Genomic DNA, 19824 nt, shown 5'->3' on the forward strand with positions numbered 1-19824 from the left:
AGATAACCCCGCGCGACCCCGACCCCGCCGATGTGCAAATGTCCGCTGACACCGAACGGCACCGGTTGATCGTGGGCGTCCAGCACGTAGAGCCGGGTATTGCTCAGGGCCTTGCCGATCGGCACCACGGTTTCCGGCACCGGTTGATCCGGTTCCAGCGTCCAGCCGGTGCTGTCGACCGTGGTTTCGGTCGGGCCATAGACGTTGTGCAGACGCACCCACGGCAGGCGCTCGCGGACACGCCGGGCCAGTGCGGCGGTCAGTTCACCGCCACCGTTGAGCACGTCAGTCAGGCTGGTGCACTGGCTGACATCGTCCTGTTCGATGAACTGTTGCAGCAGCGCCGGCACGAACTTGACTACGGTGATCTGCCGTTCGCGAATCACTTGGGTGACATAGGCCGAATCGCGGTTGCCGTCGGGCCGCGCCAGCACCAGCCGCAGGCCGGAACACAGCGGCCAGAAAATCTCCCACACCGAACTGTCGAAGCTGAACGGGGCCTTCTGCAACAGCGCGCCATGTTCGGTCGGCGGACTGATCTGCGAGCCCCAGTGCACCATGTTGCAGGCGCTTCGGTGCTCGATCATCACGCCTTTCGGCGTACCGGTGGAGCCCGAGGTGTAGATCATGTAGGCCAGGTTTGAAGCGCTCAGACCCGGTCCTTTCAGGTTTTCAGTCGAGGCGCCCTGCCAGGTGCAACGGTCGAAGTCGATGACCGGCACACCCGGCTCGCCCAACAGATTGCGGGTGGTCTCGTGTACCAGCACCGCCACCGGGGCGCTGTCCTGCAGCATGTAATGCAGGCGTTCCAGCGGATAGTCGGGATCCAGCGGCACGTAAGCACCGCCGGCCTTGAGAATGCCGAGCAGGCCGACTATCAGATCCGGGCTGCGCTCGACACAGATCGCCACCCGCGAATCGGGCTGCACGCCGTGCTCGCGTAGATGATGCGCCAGACGGTTGGCCTGTTCGTTCAGCTGGCGATAGGTCAATTGTTGCTCGCCAGCCTGCAACGCGATGGCGTCGGGTCTGCGCTGTACTTGTTGCTCGAACAACACCTGAAGCGGCTGATCGAGCGGGCAATCGACTTCGCTGGCATTGAACTCGACCAGCAGTTGCTCAAGCTCCGCCGCCGGCAGGATCGGCAAGCGATTCAGCGGCTGTTGCGGAGTTTGCTCCAGCGCATCCACCAGCGTCTGCAACGCGGTTTGCACGTAGTCGCCGATGCGCTGCGCACCGATGCTCATCAGGGTTCGCGTGGTGATCTGCAAAGCGCTGCCCAGATCATCGACGCTCAGGGTCAGCGGGTAGTTGGTGCGTTCTTCGTTCTCCAGGGTCTGAATGCCTTGCCAGGCTGGGTCCGACGCCGCTTCCTGCGCCTCAAGTTCGGTGTGCCGATAGTTGAGCAACGCACTGAACAGCGGCGCCGGTGACGCAACGCCGCTGCAACGCTGGGCCAGCGCCAGTGACGCATGTTCGTGCCCAAGCAAATCGGTCAGTCGGGCGTGGGTGAGCAGCACCGCATCGCGCACGCCACGGTTCATGTCCACCCGCAATGGCAAGGTGTTGATGAACACGCCCAGCGCCCGGTCCGCGCCCTCGCCGCCTTGCATCCGGCCCATAAAAACGCTGCCAAACACCACGTGCTCCTGCCCCGAGGTCGCCGCCAGCACCTGGGCCCAGGCCAGGTGAATCAGGCTGGCCACGCTGACGCCGGCCTGCCGCGCCTGAAGGCGCAAACGCCGATCCAGTTCCGGCGCAAGCATGCGCACGGCTTCATCGGTGCCGCGCCCGTCGCCCTGCACATCCTGCAAACCGAACGGCAAGGTCGGCTCGTCGATGTCGGCGAGCATCTCGCGGAAGAACGCTTCATGTTCCTGCTCGCTGACACCGAGCCGGGTCTGGGCCACGTAATTGCGATACGGCACCGCTGGCGGCAAGGTCTCACTCAGCCCAAGCAAGTTGGCGCGCATTTCATGGCGCAGGACTTCCAGCGCGATGTGATCCAGCGCCAGGTGATGGAACAACAGAATCGCCACGATCCGCCCGTGGGCCGGATCGCGCGCATACATCAGCCGGATCAGCGGCGCCTGACTGACGTCGATGCGATAGCGACGAGCATCGAAACGCGCGTGTAGTTGCGCGAGGACATCGCCCTCGGCCGGATCGAAGGTAATTTCCTGCACCGGCAGTTCGGCTTCGCGCCAGACCACCTGCACCGCAGTGGTCAAACCTTCCCAGACCACCGCAGTGCGCAGGATGTCGTGGCGCGCCATGACCTGACGCAACGCGCCCGCATAGGCCTCGACCCGCTCGACGCTGTCGAACGCCAGCTGCGATTGCAGCAGGTACGGATCGCCCTGCGCGGCAGTGATGTGGTGATAAAGAATGCCTTCCTGCAACGGCGCCAACGGATAAATATCCTGCACGTTGGCCGCCCCGCCCGGCACCGTGGCGATGATCCGGTCGAGGGTGGCCTGATCCAGTTCAACCAACGGCAACAGGTCCGGCGTGATCCGCGTGCAACCTTGCGGAATGCGGTTGGCCGGCACTTCGACCTCGCGGCCACTGCCCACCGACGCGGCCAGTGCCGCCAGGGTCGGCTGGCCAAACAGCACGCGCACATCGCTGCTCATCCCCAGCTGACGCATGCGTTCGATCAGGTTGACCGCCAGTAACGAGTGCCCGCCCAGTTCAAAGAAGTGATCGTGACGCCCGACCTTTTCGACTTGCAGCACCTCGGCCCAGATCTGCGCCAGGAGGATTTCGACATCGCCTTGCGGGGCTTCATATTCGCGGCGGATCAACGCCTCCGGCCCCGGCGCCGGCAACGCCTGACGATCCAGTTTGCCGTTGGCCGTCAGCGGCAGCGCCGTCAGGCGCACGTAGGCCGATGGCAGCATCGCGCTGGGCAGACGGGTCTTGAGGTGAGCATGCAGCTGCGTGATATCCAGCGGCTGGCGTTCGGTGAACCAGGCCAGCAATTGCCCGTCGCGCACCTGCACCACCGCATCGCGCACGGATTCATGGCTGCTCAAAGCGGCTTCGATCTCACCGGGCTCGATGCGCACGCCACGGATCTTCACCTGATCGTCGTTGCGGCCCAGGTATTCGATAGTGCCGTCAGGGCACCAGCGTGCGAGGTCGCCGGTACGATACATCCGCGCGTTGGGCTGGCGGCTGAATGGATCGTCGAGGAAACGTTCGGCGGTCAGCTCAGGGCGATTGAAGTAACCCCGCGCCACCCCGGCGCCACCGACGTACAGCTCGCCGGCCACGCCAATCGGCACCGGACGCTGTCGGTCATCCAGCAGATAGGCCGTGGCATTGCTCACGGGTTTGCCGATGTGCAGCGTCCGGCCCGGTTCGATTCGGCCCGAGGTCGCGACCACCGTCGCTTCGGTCGGGCCGTAGTTGTTGATCACCGCGAACGTCTGCTCGCGATTGAACTGGCGCAGTCGATCACCGCCGATCAGCAGTGTGCGCAGGGTCGGGTGTTCGAGGTGACGGCTGAAGGCGTACTCGGCAATCGGGGTCGGCAGAAAACTCAAGTCCAGCGGTTGCGCACGCCACCAGTCGAGCAGCGCGTCAATGTCTTCGCCGCCGTCACGAGACGGCGCCAGGTGCAGGGTCGCGCCAGCACACAGCGCGGGCCAGACTTCCCAGGCCATGGCGTCGAAGCCGAAGCCGGCGAGGCTTGAAGTGTGGCAACCGGCGCTCAGGTCGAAGGCCGTGCAATGCCAGTCGACCAGATTCGATAACGTGTGATGCTCGACCATCACGCCCTTGGGCTGGCCGGTGGAGCCGGAGGTGTAGATCACGTAGGCCAGATGTGCAGTGGTCAGACCCGAAACGTCAGGGTTGAGATCGTTGATCGGCCAGGCGCGCGTGTCGATTTCAATCACCGGCACGTCGAGCACCGGCAAACGTTCGCGCAGATCGCGCTGGGTCAGGACCACGACCGGAGCAGTGTCGCGCAATAAATAGCTCAGCCGTTCCGCAGGATGAGCCGGATCGACCGGTACATAACCGGCGCCGGACTTGAGAATCGCCAGCAGCGCGACCAGCGTGTCCAGCCCTCGGCGCGCGACCAGCGCCACGCGGGCGTCGGGTCGTACGCCAAGCCCGATCAAATGATGGGCCAGGGCGTTGGCCTGTCGGTTCAGCTCGGCATAGGTCAGCCGTTGTCCTCGGGATTCAGCCGCTACCGCATCCGGTCGTGTCGCCGCTTGCGTTTCGATGCGCTGGTGAATGGTCAGGTTTTGAGGGTATTGCGCGCGTGTGTCGTTCCACTGCTGCAAGAGCGCCGATTCGGTCGGCAGGCTCAGGCTGAAATCACCCACCATCAGCGCCGGGTCTTCAAGCCCCTGCTCCAGCACCCACAGCAAGCGCCCGCTCAGCGCCGCGATTTCTTCGGCGTCAAAGTAGGCCTCGTTGTACACCATGTACAAACTGTCCTCGTAGTCACCACGGCTGCTCAGCAGGTGCACCGACAACGGCGTGCCCTCTGCGTGGTTCGACACTTTGACCACCCGCCCCTGCGCCTCGCCGTAGCGGTATTCATGCGCATCGCGCTCATAGGACACGGTCACTTCGAACAACTGCGAGCGATCCTCGCGCAGCAAGCCGAGGGCACGGTTCATTTCGCTCAAGGGAAAACGCTGGTGGCGAAAGTCTTTTTTCAACTCGTCGTGAATCGCCTTGACCAGCGTCTTGAATGACAACTCGCGGCCAAACCCCATGCGCACCGCGCTGACCTGGGTGAACAGCCCCAGGGTCGATTTGAACCGGGCGCCGGAGCGGTTGAGCAGCGGCACGCCCACCACCCATTCGTCACGCTGGGCGCTGCGGCTGAAATACACATGGATCGCTGCCAGCAACACATGAAACGCCGACGCGCCGTACTCTCGGGCCACCTGCTTCATGCGCTCGTGCAAGCGAGCCGGAAAGACTTGCGAGAAAATCCGGGTCGGTGCCGCAGCGCTGGCAAAGCGTTCCTGATAGCGCGGCAACAACAGCGGCTCCGGCCGATGTTGGTATTTGTCCAGCCAATACGCCCGGTCACGGGCGTAACGGTCGGACTGAAAATACCGCGCATCGTCACGGATGAAATCGACATAGGACGGCGCCGAATCGGGCGGCAATTGCCCGAGCGCCAGCGCGTTGTAGATCTCGTCGAGGGATTTGAGCATCTCGCCGAAACCCCAGCCATCGACGATCAGGTGATGGGCCTGGAGTGACAGCCAATGGCAGTCGTCATCGAGCCAGAGCAGACGAAACCGGAACAACGGCCCGCCGTCCAGCGTAAACAGCTGCTCGATGTTTTCCTGCGTCAGTTGGCGCGCTGCGGCGTATGGATCGGGATGGCTGCGTAAATCGTGCACCGGCATCGGCACCGGCATGGACCTGGCAAAACGCTGCAACGGCAGCCCATCATCGCCGGCCCCCGGCAGCAGGCTGGTGCGCATCGCGTCATGCCGGGCCACGAGACCTTCAAGCGCCGCCTGCATCAGCGCCGGATCCAGCGACCCGGTCAGTTCGACATAGCCACCGATGTTGTACATCGGCGAATTCCCCTGACGCAGTTGGTCGAGCCAGATGTCACGCTGCGCAGCGGTCAACGGGAAGGCCTCGGAGATCGCGGACAGACCGTCCGCCGCATCGGCAGCAAATTGGTTCATAAGATCCATCTCACGTGATTTGGCGCGTATTCAAGCATCGGCCCCGAAATCCGCGTGACACGAAAAACCCGGACAACACTCCCCACTTTGTACAGTTGTGCGAGCCAACAGGGCCTGAGAAGTCAGCGATTTCCCTAAAAGTTCGGAAAGAAATGACTGAAAATCCTGTAGGACAATCGCCACACTTGCCTGCCCGCCAGCGTCCCGCACTGAAGGGTGCGGCGGTCCGATCCCCGGATTTCGGGGTTCGTACTAGACCGTACAGTCACGGACTACGCGACCTTGCACATTCACCTGACAGAAACGTGACGCCATTTTTTCGGAAATGGTGGCACTTTGTGTCCCTGTTTTCCCCTACAGACGTAGGACAAATGCATAGGCTTAAATCCCGCTCCAGACGATTTCAAGGAGAAAAGACTGGGTGGGCGTTTCACGGGTGCATGCACGGCAGACGATTCGGCAATGGCTCTAAATCAGGGATGACAAGGATATGAATCTGACCGGCAGTCTTCGCAACATGGAAAATCCGCACTTTTATTGGCAGCTGGGGGAGTTGATCGCCAGCACCGGCAACGAGCGTTTTGCCACGAATATGTTCCAGTTGGTCGACAACCTCGTACCCGTCAATCGCGTCCATCTCAGTGAATGGACCCTGGATGAACGGGACTCAAGCGTGGTCGAGATCAAGGCGTTGGGCAGTGCCGGTTTGCCGGACACCTTTCCGCCCCCGGATCCGTTGCAGCACCCGGACGACCACCCGTTGCTGCAACAGATGATCGAGATGAACGACTCGCTACTGATTCAACTGAAAGCCTCGCTCCAGCATCGACACCCGCACCACAGCGTCCACCAATGCAATCTGGTGTCTCGCACGTCCAATCGCCGTTGCGTCATTTCGTTCTACCGTCCCCACACGCATCGGGTGTTTTCCCTGCCGGAGCTGTCGTTTCTCAAGCGCCTGTCCGACACCCTGTTGCCCTTGATCGAGCGCCACGCGCACATCAGTCGACAAGCCATCGCCCGCCAACCCCGCGCGCCACAAGCCGATCAACCCCAGACGCCGTTGCAACAGGTGTTCGACGAACGCCTGGCGTTGGGCGACATCACATTGTCGGTGCGCGAGAAAGAAGTCTGCCTGGGTCTGCTGACCGGCGGCACCGTGCCGCAGATGGCGGAAAAGCTGCGAGTCAAGAACAGCTCGATCGAGACCTACCTCAAGCGCGCGGCCGCCAAGCTTGGGGTCAGCGGGCGACACGGTCTGGCGAAATGGATGGCCGGGGCCTGATCCGGCGTTTTTCTCATCACGGGCGCCCGGCGTCCGCTCTCATTCGTGAACGAGGCTGTTTGATGTTCAGATTGCCGATTTCCCTGCTGTCCGCTGCGCTGCTGCTGGGCGGTTGCTCACTGATTCCCGATTACCAGCGACCGGCATCGCCGAGCGCTGCGCAGTATCCGCAAGGTCCGGCGTATGCCGCGCAATCCCCGGTCACGCCCCGGGTGGAAGACTGGCGCGCGCTGTTCAATGACCCGGCGTTGCAGCAATTGATTGAAAGCGCGCTGGTCAACAATCGCGATCTGCGGGTAGCTGCCCTGAATGTCGAGGCGTTTCAGGCGCAATACCGCATCCAGCGCGCCGACCTGCTGCCGGCGGTGTCGGCCAACGCCAACGAGCTGCGTCAGCGGCTGCCGTCCAGCGTGACCCGCACCAAGGCGGCGATCACCTCGACCTACTCGGTGAATCTGGGCATCAGCGCCTATGAACTGGACTTCTTCGGCAGGGTGCGCAGCCTCAGCGAGCAGGCGCTGCTGACCTGGCTGTCCACCGAAGAGGCCCGGCGCAGTGCGCAATTGAGTCTGGTGGCCAACGTCGCCAACGCGTACCTGACCTGGCGCGCCGATCAGGAGTTGCTGGCGCTGGCCCGGGAAACGCTGGCCGCCGACGAACGAAGCCTGCACCTGACCACCCGCAACCGCGAGGCCGGCAAGTCCTCGGCGCTGGATCAGATTCAGGCGCAGACCAGTGTCGACAGCACCCGCGCGAGCCTGGCCCGTTATCAGCGTCAGGTCGCCCAGGACTTGAACAGCCTGACGCTGCTGGTGGGTGCGCCAGTGTCGGAAAACCTGCCGGCGCGTCCGCTGGACAGTGATCTGGTGGCAACCGTGCCGGCCGGACTGCCCTCGGACTTGCTGCAACGCCGGCCGGACATTCTCCAGGCCGAATACAAACTGCGCGCCGCCAATGCCAACATTGGCGCGGCGCGGGCGGCGTTTTTCCCGAGTGTCAGCCTGACCGCCAATGCCGGGACATCCAGCCGCGATCTGTCCGGGCTGTTCAAGGGCGGCTCCGGTGCCTGGACATTCCAGCCGCAGATCAACCTGCCGATCTTCAGCGCCGGCAGTCTGCGCGCCAGCCTGGATTACGCGAAGCTGCAGAAGGACATCAGCGTCGCCGAGTACGAAAAGACCATTCAGACGGCATTCCAGGAAGTGTCCGACGGCCTCGCGGCGCGCCAGACCTACGAACAGCAACTCCAGGCCCAACGCGATCTGGTGCAGGCGACCCAGGATTACTACGACATGGCGCAGCACCGCTATCGAAGCGGCGTCGACAGCAGCCTGACGTTCCTCGATGCCCAGCGTTCGCTGTTCAGTTCCCAGCAAGGGCTGATTACCGATCGGTTGGCGCAGTTGGTGGCGCAAGTGAATCTGTACACCGCGCTGGGTGGTGGCTGGAGCCCGGTCGAGCCGCTTCCACCATCGCCTTGAGTCATTTTTTCTTACACCTTTTGTCGCCTGTTCCGACATTGACAGGTGATCAAAAACCGACCTGCCGGATCATTTTGGTATCATGCGCCGCTTTTACGGTTAACCCCCCCGCCTGTCCTGCCGACCGGCGGGCTCCAAAGGGCGGTATGAAATGACGGCTTTGTTGACTCGCCGCAAGGTGCTTGCGGGAATGGGCGTACTCGGTCTCGGCCTGCTCGCCGGCTGCGACACCCGCGGCGAACTGTCGTACAAGTACGGCAAGGATCTGAGCGACAAGATCCTCGGACGCACCTTCAAGCTCAAGGACACCGAAGGCAACACCGTGACGCTGTCGAGCTTTCGCGGCCTGATGCCGATGATCTTCTTCGGTTTCACCCAGTGCCCGGCGATTTGCCCGACGACGCTGGCCCGCGCCGCAAAAATCAAGAAGCTGATGGGCAAGGACGGCGACATCCTGCAAGTGGTGTTCATCACCCTCGACCCGGAACGCGACACCCCGGAAATCCTCGACGCCTACGTCAAGACCTTCGATCCAAGCTTCGTCGCGCTGTACGGCACCCTCGAAGAAACCAAGGCCACCGCCAAGGAATTCGACGTGTTCTACGAAAAAGTCCCGGCCGGCGACACCTATACCCTTTCCCACACCGCCACCAGCTATGTCTACGACACCCGGGGCACGTTGCGTGTGGGCCTGTCTCAATCGCTTTCTGCACAAGAGTGCACGGAAGATTTGCTTACCGTCATGGAGGTCTGCTGATGAACCCTTTTCTGAACCACATCAAACGTGCCGCACTGGGCCTGTCCCTGCTGGGCCTGGCTTTCCAGGTATCGGCGCAGACCAGGGTCGACGACGCCTGGGTGCGTGCGACCGTGCCGAACCAGTCGGCCAGCGGCGCGTTCATGACCGTCACCGCCGACAGCGACAGCAAGCTGCTCAGCGTTGCCTCGCCAGCGGCCAAGGACGTGCAGATCCATGAGATGACCATGAAGAACGACGTGATGAGCATGGGCCCAGTGAAATCGGTCGACCTGCCAGCGGGCAAGGCCGTCAACTTCGACCCGAATGGTTACCATGTGATGCTGATGGGCCTGACCGCTCAGCTGAAGGAAGGCGACAGCGTGCCGCTGACCCTGACCGTGGAAAACGCCAAGGGCGAAAAGGAAACCGTTGAAGTGAAAGCGCCGGTCAAGGCGCTGACCATGGAAGGCCACGATCACAGCAAGATGCATTGATCGTCGACGGACAGATTTACGGCTTCAAAAAACAAAAGGGGCGGCATGATCGACGATCATGCCGCCCCTTTTGCATCTGGATATCAGACCAGTTTCAATTCGACCTCGATATTGTTGCGCGTGGCCTTGGAGTACGGGCACACCTGATGCGCCGCATCCACCAGCTGCTGCGCCGCGCCGCGCTCCATGCCCGGCAGGCTTACATTCAGTCGCGCCTGCAACAGATACCCTCCCGAGTTGGTACCCAGGTCCACTTCGGCATCCACCGCCAGGTCCGCTGGCAGGCTGATTTTCTGCTGCCCCGCCACCGCTTTCATCGCGCCGATGAAACACGCCGACCAGCCTGCTGCGAACAATTGTTCCGGATTGGTCCCGCCGCCACTGGAGCCGGGCGACGACAGTTTTACATCGAGGATCCCGTCGGAACTGCGCGATGCGCCGTCACGTCCGCCGGTGGTGTGGGTTTTCGCGGTGTAGAGGACTTTTTCGATCTGACTCATGGCGATCTCTTGAATGAAAAACAGCAGATTGTTCACTCGGCGCCTCCCGTCGCAGCCTTGAGGTGCGCCACCCGTTTCACACAGCCCTCTCACTATAGACACGGGTTTGTCGCTCACCCGGCGAACGGACGTGCGGACTGTTCAGAAAAGACGAGTGTTCAACTCCCCGCCCCGCCATGCGCCTCTTCAAAGAAATAATCCTTCCAGCTGTCCGCCTTGTTTTTCAGCACGCCCAGCTCCTGCAGTTTCTCTGCATAGATAAAGGTGCGTTGCGGCACTACGGTGAAATCGATTTCCGGGTCGGTGACTATTTTCTCCACCAGCGCCAGCGGTAGTTTCGACTGTTCAACCCGAATGTAAGCTTGAGCCGCCGCAGGCTTGTCGGCTTTGATGATCTTCTCGGCCTCGGCCAGGGCGTCGTAGAACGCCTTGTAGGTTTTCGGGTTTTCGTCGTGGAATTTTTCCGTGGTGTAGAGCACGTTGAATGTGGCCTGGCCGCCGAGCACGTCGTAGGAACTCAGCACCTTATGCACGTTGGGATTCTGCAGTGCCTGGTACTGGAACGGTGGGCTGGAGAAGTGTGCGTTGATTTCCGAGCCGCCGGCGATCAACGCGGCCGTCGCATCCGGGTGCGGCAGGCTGACGGAGATGTCGTCGAATTTCTTGTATTGGTCATTGCCGAATTCCTTGGCCGTTTCGATCTGCAGCGTGCGCGACTGGAAGCCCACACCCGCCGCCGGCACGGCGATGCGATCCTTGTCGCTGAAGTCCTTGAGGGTTTTCACGTTCGGGTTATTGGTCAGCAGGTAGTTGGGCATCGAGCCCAGCGAAGCGATGGCCTTGACGTTCTGCTTGCCCTTGGTGCGATCCCACACGGTGAGCATCGGCGGCACGCCGGCCGAGACCACGTCCAGCGATCCGGTGAGCAACGCTTCGTTCATGGCGGTGGCGCCGGAAATGCTGTTCCAGTCGACCTCGATGTCCAGGCCCTGTGCCTTGCCGTGCTTCTCGATCAAGTGCTGATCGCGCACCACATCCAGAATCAGATAACCGATGCCGAATTGCTGGGCGATGCTGATCTTGCCTTCGGCCTGAGCGGTGTTGCCGAGTAGCGAACCAGCCAGCGAAGCGGCCAGCAGCGTCAGTGCAGAACGTTTGAACGGTAGGGCCATGACAACCTCGCAGTGATTTCCAGGAAAATCTGTGAGGCCGGACTTTATCGCTATAAAAAACGAAATTTAAATACCGTTATCGCATATTGATATCACTGGAAAACCAGCTTCGAAAAACTGATGAACAGGCTGATACCGACGTTCAAGGCGTACGCTGGTTGAACCGGGTGCTAAGACCGTCGGCGTTCAATGACAGGCGCTTCGCGGTTTCCACGAACGGGGTGACGGTCAGGCTGTACAGCGTCAGATAACGCGTGCGGTCCTGCTCGCCCGTGCCGAAGCGCAAGGCTTCGGGCTTTGAGGTGGTGACGTACAGCGTGCCGAACAGCCAGTCCCACAGTGACAGATTGATCGCGAAATTCTTGTTGAAATGGCGCGGTGCGTCGCTGTGATGAATCTGGTGCTGGGCCGGGCTGCTGAGCACATGCTCGACCGCCGGCCCGAACGACAGCCAGACATGGCTGTGCCGCAGATTGGAGCCCAGGCTGTTGATGATCAGCGCCAGCCAGGTCACGCCGAACAGCGTGTAGCGGCTGATCTCGCCGCCGCAGGCATACCAGACCGTCCCGGCAAACGCGCCGAGGCCGGCGGTGATGACGATTCGTTCAACGATCGATTCGGCAATGTGAATCCGGCTGGCGGTGGCCGGCACCAGCACCGGCGCCGAATGATGAACCTTGTGAAATTCCCACAGATAGCGGGAATGGAAGGCGCGGTGAATCCAGTAATGCAGAAAATCCCTGAACAGGAACACGCCCAGTCCGTAGAACAACGCGATCAACGGGTGTTCCGGCACTTGCTCGCGCGCGCCCCACAACTGAGTGAAAAACTGTGCGTAGTCGCCCGAACGCAGAATATGCGGGTCGACGAGGCCGACCACGGGCAACACCAGCGTCACCCGAAGAATCGCCTTGATGAAGTAATAACGGTAATCCAGCCAGGCCGAACGATGCCCGTGAACACGACCGCCGCCGACAAATTGCCAGAAGGATCGGGCTTGCGTCAGGTGCCGGGATTTTCGGTGGCGATAAAGGCCGTATGCCACGCCGTAGGATGTGAGCAGAAACACCACACCGAGGCGGCCGTTCAAATCGAACAGGCCAAGGAACCTTTCGGTGACCGGATCGATCACCCAGCGGCTGAGCTGCGCGTGAAGTTGCGCGAGTAAATCCACGACGAACGACTCCATCAGAAGTCGCGCATTGTAAATCGCACTGGTTCGCAAATGCAGCACGAACGGATCAAAGGCCGCTTAAACAGCCTGAAACAATAAAACCGCCGCCGCACTCAGGCCGGAAAACCGCCAAGACGGTCGCCGATCAAGGCCCCGCCCCTTGCGGATGGATCACAGCGATCTTCGGGACCGGATCACCCAGCCGTTTAAAAAGGCGATCAGACTGCCGACGCTTGGTATCATCGCCCACACTTTTATGACGGTTTAATGGCTGGAAGGTCTTTTTTGTGAGCGCTCTTTTTCAACGGCTGCGGCGCCTGGATGCCCGCCTTCTTTCTCTGGTTTTCCTGGTACTGATCGTGCCGGTGTGCCTTCGCGCGGCGCTCGGCTGGTCGAGCCTGTTCGGTTATCTGTCGGATCTGGCCATCGGCAGTCTGCTGGTGGTGCTGTTGCATCGTCGTCCCTGGTGGCTGGCGCTACCGGTGCTGCTGTTCTGGGGATTGCTGGCGGTGGCGACCGCGGAACTGGTCAGCGCGGTCGGGCGCTTGCCGACCGTGGCAGACCTGCATTACCTGATCGACCCGCAGTTCGTGGAAAACTCCACTGGCGGCGGATTCGCCCATCCCGGTGTGGCGGTTGCGCTGCTGGTGGCTCTGGCCTTTTGGTTGCTGAGTCACTGGACTCGACGCGCGACAAAGTTCCCCGCTCTGCCCCGCGCAGCCTGGGCGACGCCGGTACTGCTGTTCTCCGCGTACTGGGGCGCGCAGCACTTAAACCCGAGCGATGCCGACCCGTGGCGTCTGTACAACCTGCCGCACCAACTGCTCGCCGCGCAGGTCGCCGACGTGCAGATGCAGGCCGAAGAATGGCTGGACGGCGACACCCAGGTCGAGCCCCCACCGATGGCCGGGCTCACCGATGTCGATCTGAACGGTCACTCGTTGCTGGCAGCCAAGGGCCAGGCGCGCAACGTGCTGATCGTCGCCCTCGAAGGCATTCCGGGCGCCTACATCGGCGCCAATCGCCAAGCTATCGGCAGCCATTATCAGGAAGACCTGATGCCCAACCTCAGCCGCTGGGCCGAGCGCGGCATGAACACTCCGGATTACGTGCTGCACACCCATCAGACCATTCGCGGTCTGTACGCCATGCTCTGCGGCGATTACGACAAGCTCGACAACGGCACGCCCAAAGGCGTGGAAATGCTGACCCAGCACGAGCGCAATCAGGCGTGCCTGCCGGCCCAGTTGCGTCAGCACGGTTTTGCCACTCACTACCTGCAAGGCGCAGGGCTGCGGTTCATGGCCAAAGACAAGATCATGCCGCACATCGGGTTCGATGCGACCCATGGCCTGGAATGGTTCACCAACGCCAACTACCTGGAATTCCCGTGGGGCAAGGATGACAAGGCGTTTTTCGAAGGCGCACTGAAATACGTCGGCGAACTGAAGAAGCAGAAACAGCCGTGGATGCTCACGCTGCTGACCGTCGGCACTCACCAGCCCTACTCCGCGCCGGAGGATTACCTGCAACGCTACGACACGCCCAAGCAGGCCGCCGTCGGTTATCTGGACGATGCGCTGGAGCAGTTTCTCAGCGGCCTCGAACGCCAGGGCGTGCTGAAAGACACGCTGGTGGTGATCACTTCGGACGAGTCCCACGGCATCGACGGCGTACGCCTCGCGTCGTCCTGGGGCTTCAACCTGACCCTCGCGCCGGAGCAGGCGCAACTGCCGCGCCTGAACGCCGGGGTCTACGGTCACGTCGATCTGAGCGCGTCGATTCTGGATTACTTCGATTTTCCGGTGCCTTCCGCCCTCAGCGGGCGCTCGTTGTTTCGCGATTACGATTCGGGCCGCGAAATCATGTCGTTCACCAACGGCAAGCTGCGCTATCACGACGGTCGCGGCCTGCTGACTGAATGCGACATGCCGCGCCGTTGCCGCAATTACGCCAGCGAAGGGTTCATCGCCGAAAGCGCCACGTTCAAGGGCAATGCCAGCGGCCAGAACGCCCGGGACATCGCCGCCCGCGCCTCGGCCCTGGACCTGTCGCTGCTGCGCACCCCGCTGAACCAGCGCTACCAGTTCGGCAGCGCCAACGTCATTCCGCTGCAAGCACAGATCAAGGACGACTGGGCCGACAACCTGATCGGCGCGCAATACCTGGAGATGCCCAAAGGCTCCCACACCCGCGTGCGCCTGACCGTGCGTTCGGTCGATCCGCAGCAGGCGGCGTATATTCAGCTCAAGGCCAAGGAGTTCGAGCAGGACGTGCAACTGGGCCTGCCGACCGAGATGGTCGCCACAGCGGATCAGCCGCTGGAGATGGACTTCAGTTTCGACAACCCGCAACCGCGCAAGGCGTTTTCGTTCCACTTGTTGGGGTATGGCCTGGGCGCCGTGGAGGTCAGTGATTTCAGCGTGATCACCGAGCTGCCGGGGCAACAGGATCTGCTGGACGAGATCCCGGAAGAAGACACAGCTCAATCGAGTTGAGGTGAACGCCAGCTTCGCAACGACGCTGGCGCCCGTCCGGTGTGAACGATCAGAACGTGGTGCGCAGACCGACCTGAATGCTGCGCCCTTCTGCCGGCGCAATATCCCGCAGGATCGAACTGGCATAACGCACGGTCTGGTTGGTCAGGTTCTCGGCATTGACGAAGGCCAGCCATTTGCTCTGGCCAACATCAAAGTGATAACCCACATTCGCCCCCAGCGTGGTGTAGCCGTCGGTGCTGCTTTCGTTGTCCGGCACCCGGTGCTGGGAACTGGCGTGTTCCACATCGATCCGCGCCTGCCAGCGATCCAGCTCCCACAACAGACCGGTGTTCAACCTCAGCGGCGCGATGCGCGGCAGGTCCTGGCCATTGTCGAGGTTTTTGGCGCGGGTGTAATCACCCGACAGTTCCAGCGCAAACTTGCCGTAGGCGTTTTCGCCAAGGGTCCAGCGATCCTGCGCTTCGATACCGCTGAAGCGCGCCCGCACGCCGGAGTAGGTGTATTCGGGGATGCCGTCGGCGTCTTCCTCGCCTTCGTCGTTGAGCGTGCGCCCGGTCCCGAGCAAGCCGATGTAGTTGGAGAAATGGCTATAGAACACGCCAACGCTGCCCTTGTGGGTGCCGTTGTCGAAACGCAGGGCCAGGTCGCTGGAGACGGCTTTCTCTTTCGACAGCCCCGCGTCCCCGACTTCATAAGTGCCGGTGGCGACGTGGGCGCCGTTGGCGTAAAGCTCATAGAACGTCGGCGCGCGTTCGGTGTAGCCCAGCGTGGCGGCGACCGACCAGACCGGCGTCAGCGTGTACACCGCGCCGGATGACAGGCTGCCGGCGGTGAAGCTGCTGGAGCGATCGGCATTGGCGAAACGCTCGTTGCCTTTGGCGTCCGGGTCGACCGTGGTGTGTTCAAGGCGTCCGCCGAGGGTGAACAGCAGGCGATCCGTGGCTTGCAGCTCTTCGAGAATGAACAGTGCACCGGCATCGGTATCGGTGTGCGGCACGAAGGCTTCTTCGCCCAGCGCCGAGAATTCGTTGCGACTGACCTGCGCACCAATCACCCCGTTGAACGGCCCCAGCGGCTGATGCCGGGCCTCGACCCGCGCCTCGTAGCCCTTGTTCTTGAACGTGGTGCCGACCTCGCCGCCCTCGATTTCGCGGTGCTGGTAATCGGTGTAGCCGGCGTCGAACTTCACCGAGCTGAACGGGCCGTCGAGGTTGCGAATTTCCGAGGCAAACGCGTAGTGCTCCTGCTCCATGCGGATGCGCACGTCGTCTTCGGCCGGCGAGCCGTAGTTCGAATCGTAATTGCTGTACGACAGCCCCGCGTAACCGTCATCCCAGGTGTACGACCCGCCCACAGCACCGCCGTCCTGACGACCATCGCTGTTGGCCAGCCGATGCTTCTTCGAATCGCCATCGTCGTTCGCCCGCTCACGACCGGTCTTGGCGTAGCCGGGGATTTTAAGGTCATTGAATTCGCGGGCGCTGGCGTCCACGTGCAAGGCGAACTGGCCGTTACCGGCTTCGAGTTTGCCGGCGCTGCTGCGGGTGGTGTCGGCGCCGCCGTAGCGCAACTCGCCAGCACCGTGAATGCCGTCGATGGCTTCGGTCGGGATGCGGTTGTCGAAGGTGTTGACCACCCCGCCGATGGCGCTGCCGCCGTACAGCAAGGCTGCCGGGCCACGGACGATTTCGATGCGCTCGACGTTGACCGGATCCAGCGGCACCGCGTGATCGTAGGACAGCGACGAGGCGTCCAGCGCGCCGACGCCGTTGCGCAGGATGCGAATGCGATCACCGTCCTGCCCGCGAATGATCGGGCGACTCGCACCCGGGCCGAAGTAGGACGACGACACGCCCGGCTGCTTGTTCAGGGTTTCGCCGAGGCTGCCCTTTTGCTGCAGCGTCAGGCTGTCGCCGCTCAACACGTTCGAGGGCGAGGCCAGCGTCTGACTGCCCAGCGGATTGCCGGTGATGACTTGCGGTTGCAGTTCCAGCGGGTCGGCGGCGAATGCGGGTGAAGCGATCAGCAGCGCCGAGGCCATGAGCGTCAGGCGGGGTTGGAAGGTGTGGAAACGGGAAGGCATTTCAGAAATCCGTCAGGCAGAAAAGAGAGGATCGATGCCGGCGCTACAGAGGGTGTATTACCGGCGGCAATCAGATGAAATCATTTTTATGTTATACAATAACATTTCCAATGACCATCCCGTTTCGCCCAGACAAATGCAAACCAGCGCTCAAGCACGGGCATTTCAGCGCCCTGCCCCTGCAGGTTCCCCGCACTTCGCATAAGAGACTGCGCCTATCAGGCACCAATAGTCGGCCTATTAGCTGACTTGCCAAGTCGGGTCTAGCCTTACTAGTCCGAAGTCGGCACGAGCCGGCCGCAGAAGACCTGATAAGGATCCCGAACATGGCAAATGAATCGAAATGCCCGTTCAATCACGCCGCCGGCGGTGGCACGACGAACCGCGATTGGTGGCCGAATCAACTGAACCTGAAAATCCTGAGTCAGCACTCGCCCGCATCCGATCCGATGGGCAAGGACTTCGACTACGCCAAGGCTTTCAAAAGCCTGGATTTCCAGGCCCTCAAACGCGATCTGACGGCGCTGATGACCGACTCCCAGGAGTGGTGGCCAGCGGACTTCGGCCACTACGGCCCGCTCTTCATCCGCATGGCCTGGCACAGCGCCGGCACCTATCGCACTGCTGACGGCCGTGGCGGCGCCGGCTCCGGCCAGCAACGCTTCGCCCCACTCAACAGCTGGCCGGACAACGTCAGCCTCGACAAGGCCCGCCGCCTGCTGTGGCCGATCAAGCAGAAATACGGCCGCAACATTTCCTGGGCCGACCTGATCGTTCTCACCGGCAACGTCGCGCTGGAATCGATGGGCTTCAAGACCTTCGGTTTCTCCGGTGGCCGCGCGGACGTCTGGGAACCGGATGAAGACGTGTACTGGGGTTCGGAAAACAAATGGCTGGGCGGCGACAATCGCTACGGCAAGGACCCGGAATCCATGCAGCCGCCGGGCGAAGGAACACTGGTCGCGGAACCTGCCGAACACGGCAATGAGGAAAGCCGCACCAATCAGGGCGAACGCAACCTCGAGAACCCGCTCGCCGCCGTGCAGATGGGCCTGATCTACGTGAACCCGGAAGGCCCGGAAGGCAATCCCGACCCGGTGGCCTCGGCCAAGGATATCCGCGAAACCTTCGGCCGCATGGCCATGAACGACGAGGAAACCGTCGCCCTGATCGCCGGCGGCCACGCCTTCGGCAAGACCCACGGCGCCGGCCCCGCCGATAACGTCGGCCCGGAACCGGAAGCCGCCGGCCTCGAAGAACAAGGCCTGGGCTGGAAAAACAGCTTCGGCACCGGCAAAGGCGCCGACACCATCACCAGCGGCCTGGAAGTGACCTGGACCACCACCCCGACAAAGTGGAGCAACAACTATCTGGAAAACCTGTTCGGCTTCGAATGGGAACTGACCAAGAGCCCGGCCGGTGCCCATCAGTGGAAACCGAAAAACGGCGCCGGGGCCGGCACCATTCCCCACGCCCACGACCCGAACAAACGCATCGACCCGACCATGCTTACCTCCGACCTGGCCCTGCGTTTCGACCCGGCCTACGAGAAGATTTCGCGGCGCTTCCTGGCCAATCCCGATCAACTGGCCGACGCCTTCGCCCGCGCCTGGTACAAGCTGATTCACCGTGACATGGGCCCGCTGTCGCGTTATCTCGGCCCGGAATTGCCCCAGGAAGAACTGCTGTGGCAAGACCCGATTCCCGAGGCCAAGCATCCACTGGTGGACGACAGCGATATCAGGGCTCTGAAAGGCAAAGTACTGGCCTCGGGGCTGTCCGTTTCGGAACTGGTTTCCACTGCCTGGGCGGCCGCATCGACCTTCCGGGGCTCGGACAAACGCGGCGGTGCCAATGGCGGACGTCTGCGTCTGGCACCGCAAAAGTTCTGGCAGGCCAACCAGCCGGAGCAACTGGACAAGGTGCTGAAAGTCCTCGAAGGCATTCAGAACGAGTTCAACGCCGGGGCGGCAGGCAAGCAAGTCTCGCTGGCGGACCTGATCGTGCTGGCGGGTAATGCCGGTGTCGAACAAGCGGCGAAAAACGCCGGGCACACGGTGACCGTGCCGTTCAATCCGGGGCGCACCGATGCGACTCAGGAGCAAACCGACGTCGAGTCGTTCGGTTTCCTTGAACCGCACACCGACGGCTTCCGCAACTACGCCGCCAACACCTACCGCGTGCCGGCCGAAGCGTTGCTGATCGACAAGGCGCAACTGCTGACCCTTTCGGCGCCGGAAATGACCGTGTTGATCGGCGGCCTGCGCGTGCTGGACACCAACGTCGGCAAGACGAAACACGGGGTCTTTACCGACAAGCCCGGATCACTGACCAACGATTTCTTCCGCAACCTGCTGGACATGGGCGTGGAATGGAAACCGACGTCGAAAACCGAGTTCGAAGGCCGCGACCGTAAAACCGGCAGCGTGAAGTGGACGGCGACCCGGGTCGATCTGGTGTTCGGTTCCAACTCGGTGCTGCGGGCGCTGGCAGAGGTGTATGCCAGCTCCGATGCGAAGGAAAAGTTCGTCAACGACTTCGTTGCCGCTTGGGCGAAGGTGATGGATCTGGATCGATTTGATTTGCGCCAATAAACCTTTTTCATCCACCCACAAAAAACGCCGCTCATCGAGCGGCGTTTTTTATAGCCGGTTCTGCGGAAGTAATGCGGTGGAGCTGAAACCCAACCCCCTCACCCCAGCCCTCTCCCCGAG

At 62.0% G+C, this 19824-nt stretch carries 11 protein-coding genes; 6 read left to right on the forward strand and 5 right to left on the reverse strand.

Annotation, left to right across the window (positions count from 1 at the left end; all coding sequences use genetic code 11):
• On the reverse strand, nt 1-5681 hold a 5681-nt coding region (locus tag C1X29_RS14340), incomplete at its 3' end, for a non-ribosomal peptide synthetase (protein WP_102717728.1).
• A 490-nt stretch (nt 5682-6171) separates the two neighbouring features.
• Here C1X29_RS14340 and C1X29_RS14345 point away from each other — a divergent pair.
• The 4 genes from C1X29_RS14345 (at nt 6172) to C1X29_RS14360 (ending at nt 9680) form a co-directional block, all read left to right on the forward strand.
• On the forward strand, nt 6172-6966 hold the full coding sequence (locus tag C1X29_RS14345) for a helix-turn-helix transcriptional regulator (RefSeq protein ID WP_085748383.1): 795 nt from the start codon (nt 6172-6174) through the stop codon (nt 6964-6966).
• A gap of 62 nt (nt 6967-7028) precedes the next feature.
• A complete protein-coding gene (locus tag C1X29_RS14350; RefSeq protein WP_102717729.1) occupies nt 7029-8447 on the forward strand; it encodes an efflux transporter outer membrane subunit in 1419 nt (472 codons plus the stop codon).
• A gap of 151 nt (nt 8448-8598) precedes the next feature.
• Nucleotides 8599-9204 (forward strand): SCO family protein, encoded by a 606-nt coding sequence (locus C1X29_RS14355; RefSeq protein ID WP_039770777.1) that lies wholly within the window; start codon nt 8599-8601, stop codon nt 9202-9204.
• The gene (locus tag C1X29_RS14360) at nt 9204-9680 is read left to right on the forward strand and encodes a copper chaperone PCu(A)C (RefSeq protein WP_085748386.1); all 477 of its coding nucleotides are present in this window, start codon (nt 9204-9206) and stop codon (nt 9678-9680) included. Before C1X29_RS14355 ends, C1X29_RS14360 begins: the two co-directional genes overlap by 1 nt.
• An 83-nt stretch (nt 9681-9763) precedes the next feature.
• Here C1X29_RS14360 and C1X29_RS14365 read toward each other — a convergent pair whose 3' ends face one another.
• The 3 genes from C1X29_RS14365 to C1X29_RS14375 form a co-directional block, all read right to left on the reverse strand.
• Entirely contained in the window at nt 9764-10180 is a 417-nt protein-coding gene (locus tag C1X29_RS14365; protein WP_007956881.1) for an organic hydroperoxide resistance protein, read from the reverse strand.
• Between the two features lie 158 nt (nt 10181-10338).
• Nucleotides 10339-11352, reverse strand: coding sequence for an ABC transporter substrate-binding protein (locus C1X29_RS14370; RefSeq protein WP_102687422.1), 1014 nt, complete (start codon nt 11350-11352; stop codon nt 10339-10341).
• A 142-nt stretch (nt 11353-11494) separates the two neighbouring features.
• Complete coding sequence (locus tag C1X29_RS14375; protein WP_102717781.1) at nt 11495-12526, reverse strand: sterol desaturase family protein; 1032 nt, start codon at nt 12524-12526, stop codon at nt 11495-11497.
• A 287-nt stretch (nt 12527-12813) separates the two neighbouring features.
• On the opposite strand from C1X29_RS14375, the gene C1X29_RS14380 reads away from it, so the two are divergent.
• Nucleotides 12814-15024, forward strand: coding sequence for an LTA synthase family protein (locus tag C1X29_RS14380; protein WP_102717730.1), 2211 nt, complete (start codon nt 12814-12816; stop codon nt 15022-15024).
• Between the two features lie 49 nt (nt 15025-15073).
• On the opposite strand, the gene C1X29_RS14385 is transcribed toward C1X29_RS14380, so the two are convergent.
• Nucleotides 15074-17110, reverse strand: a complete 2037-nt coding sequence (locus C1X29_RS14385; RefSeq protein ID WP_102687420.1) for a TonB-dependent receptor — start codon at nt 17108-17110, stop codon at nt 15074-15076.
• 326 nt (nt 17111-17436) lie between these two features.
• On the opposite strand from C1X29_RS14385, the gene katG reads away from it, so the two are divergent.
• On the forward strand, nt 17437-19704 hold the full coding sequence (gene katG, locus C1X29_RS14390) for a catalase/peroxidase HPI (RefSeq protein ID WP_102687419.1): 2268 nt from the start codon (nt 17437-17439) through the stop codon (nt 19702-19704).
• Nucleotides 19705-19824: the final 120 nt, after the last annotated feature.

It is taken from the genome of Pseudomonas sp. GW456-12-10-14-LB2, assembly GCF_002884345.1.
Taxonomy (GTDB): domain Bacteria; phylum Pseudomonadota; class Gammaproteobacteria; order Pseudomonadales; family Pseudomonadaceae; genus Aquipseudomonas; species Aquipseudomonas paraglycinae.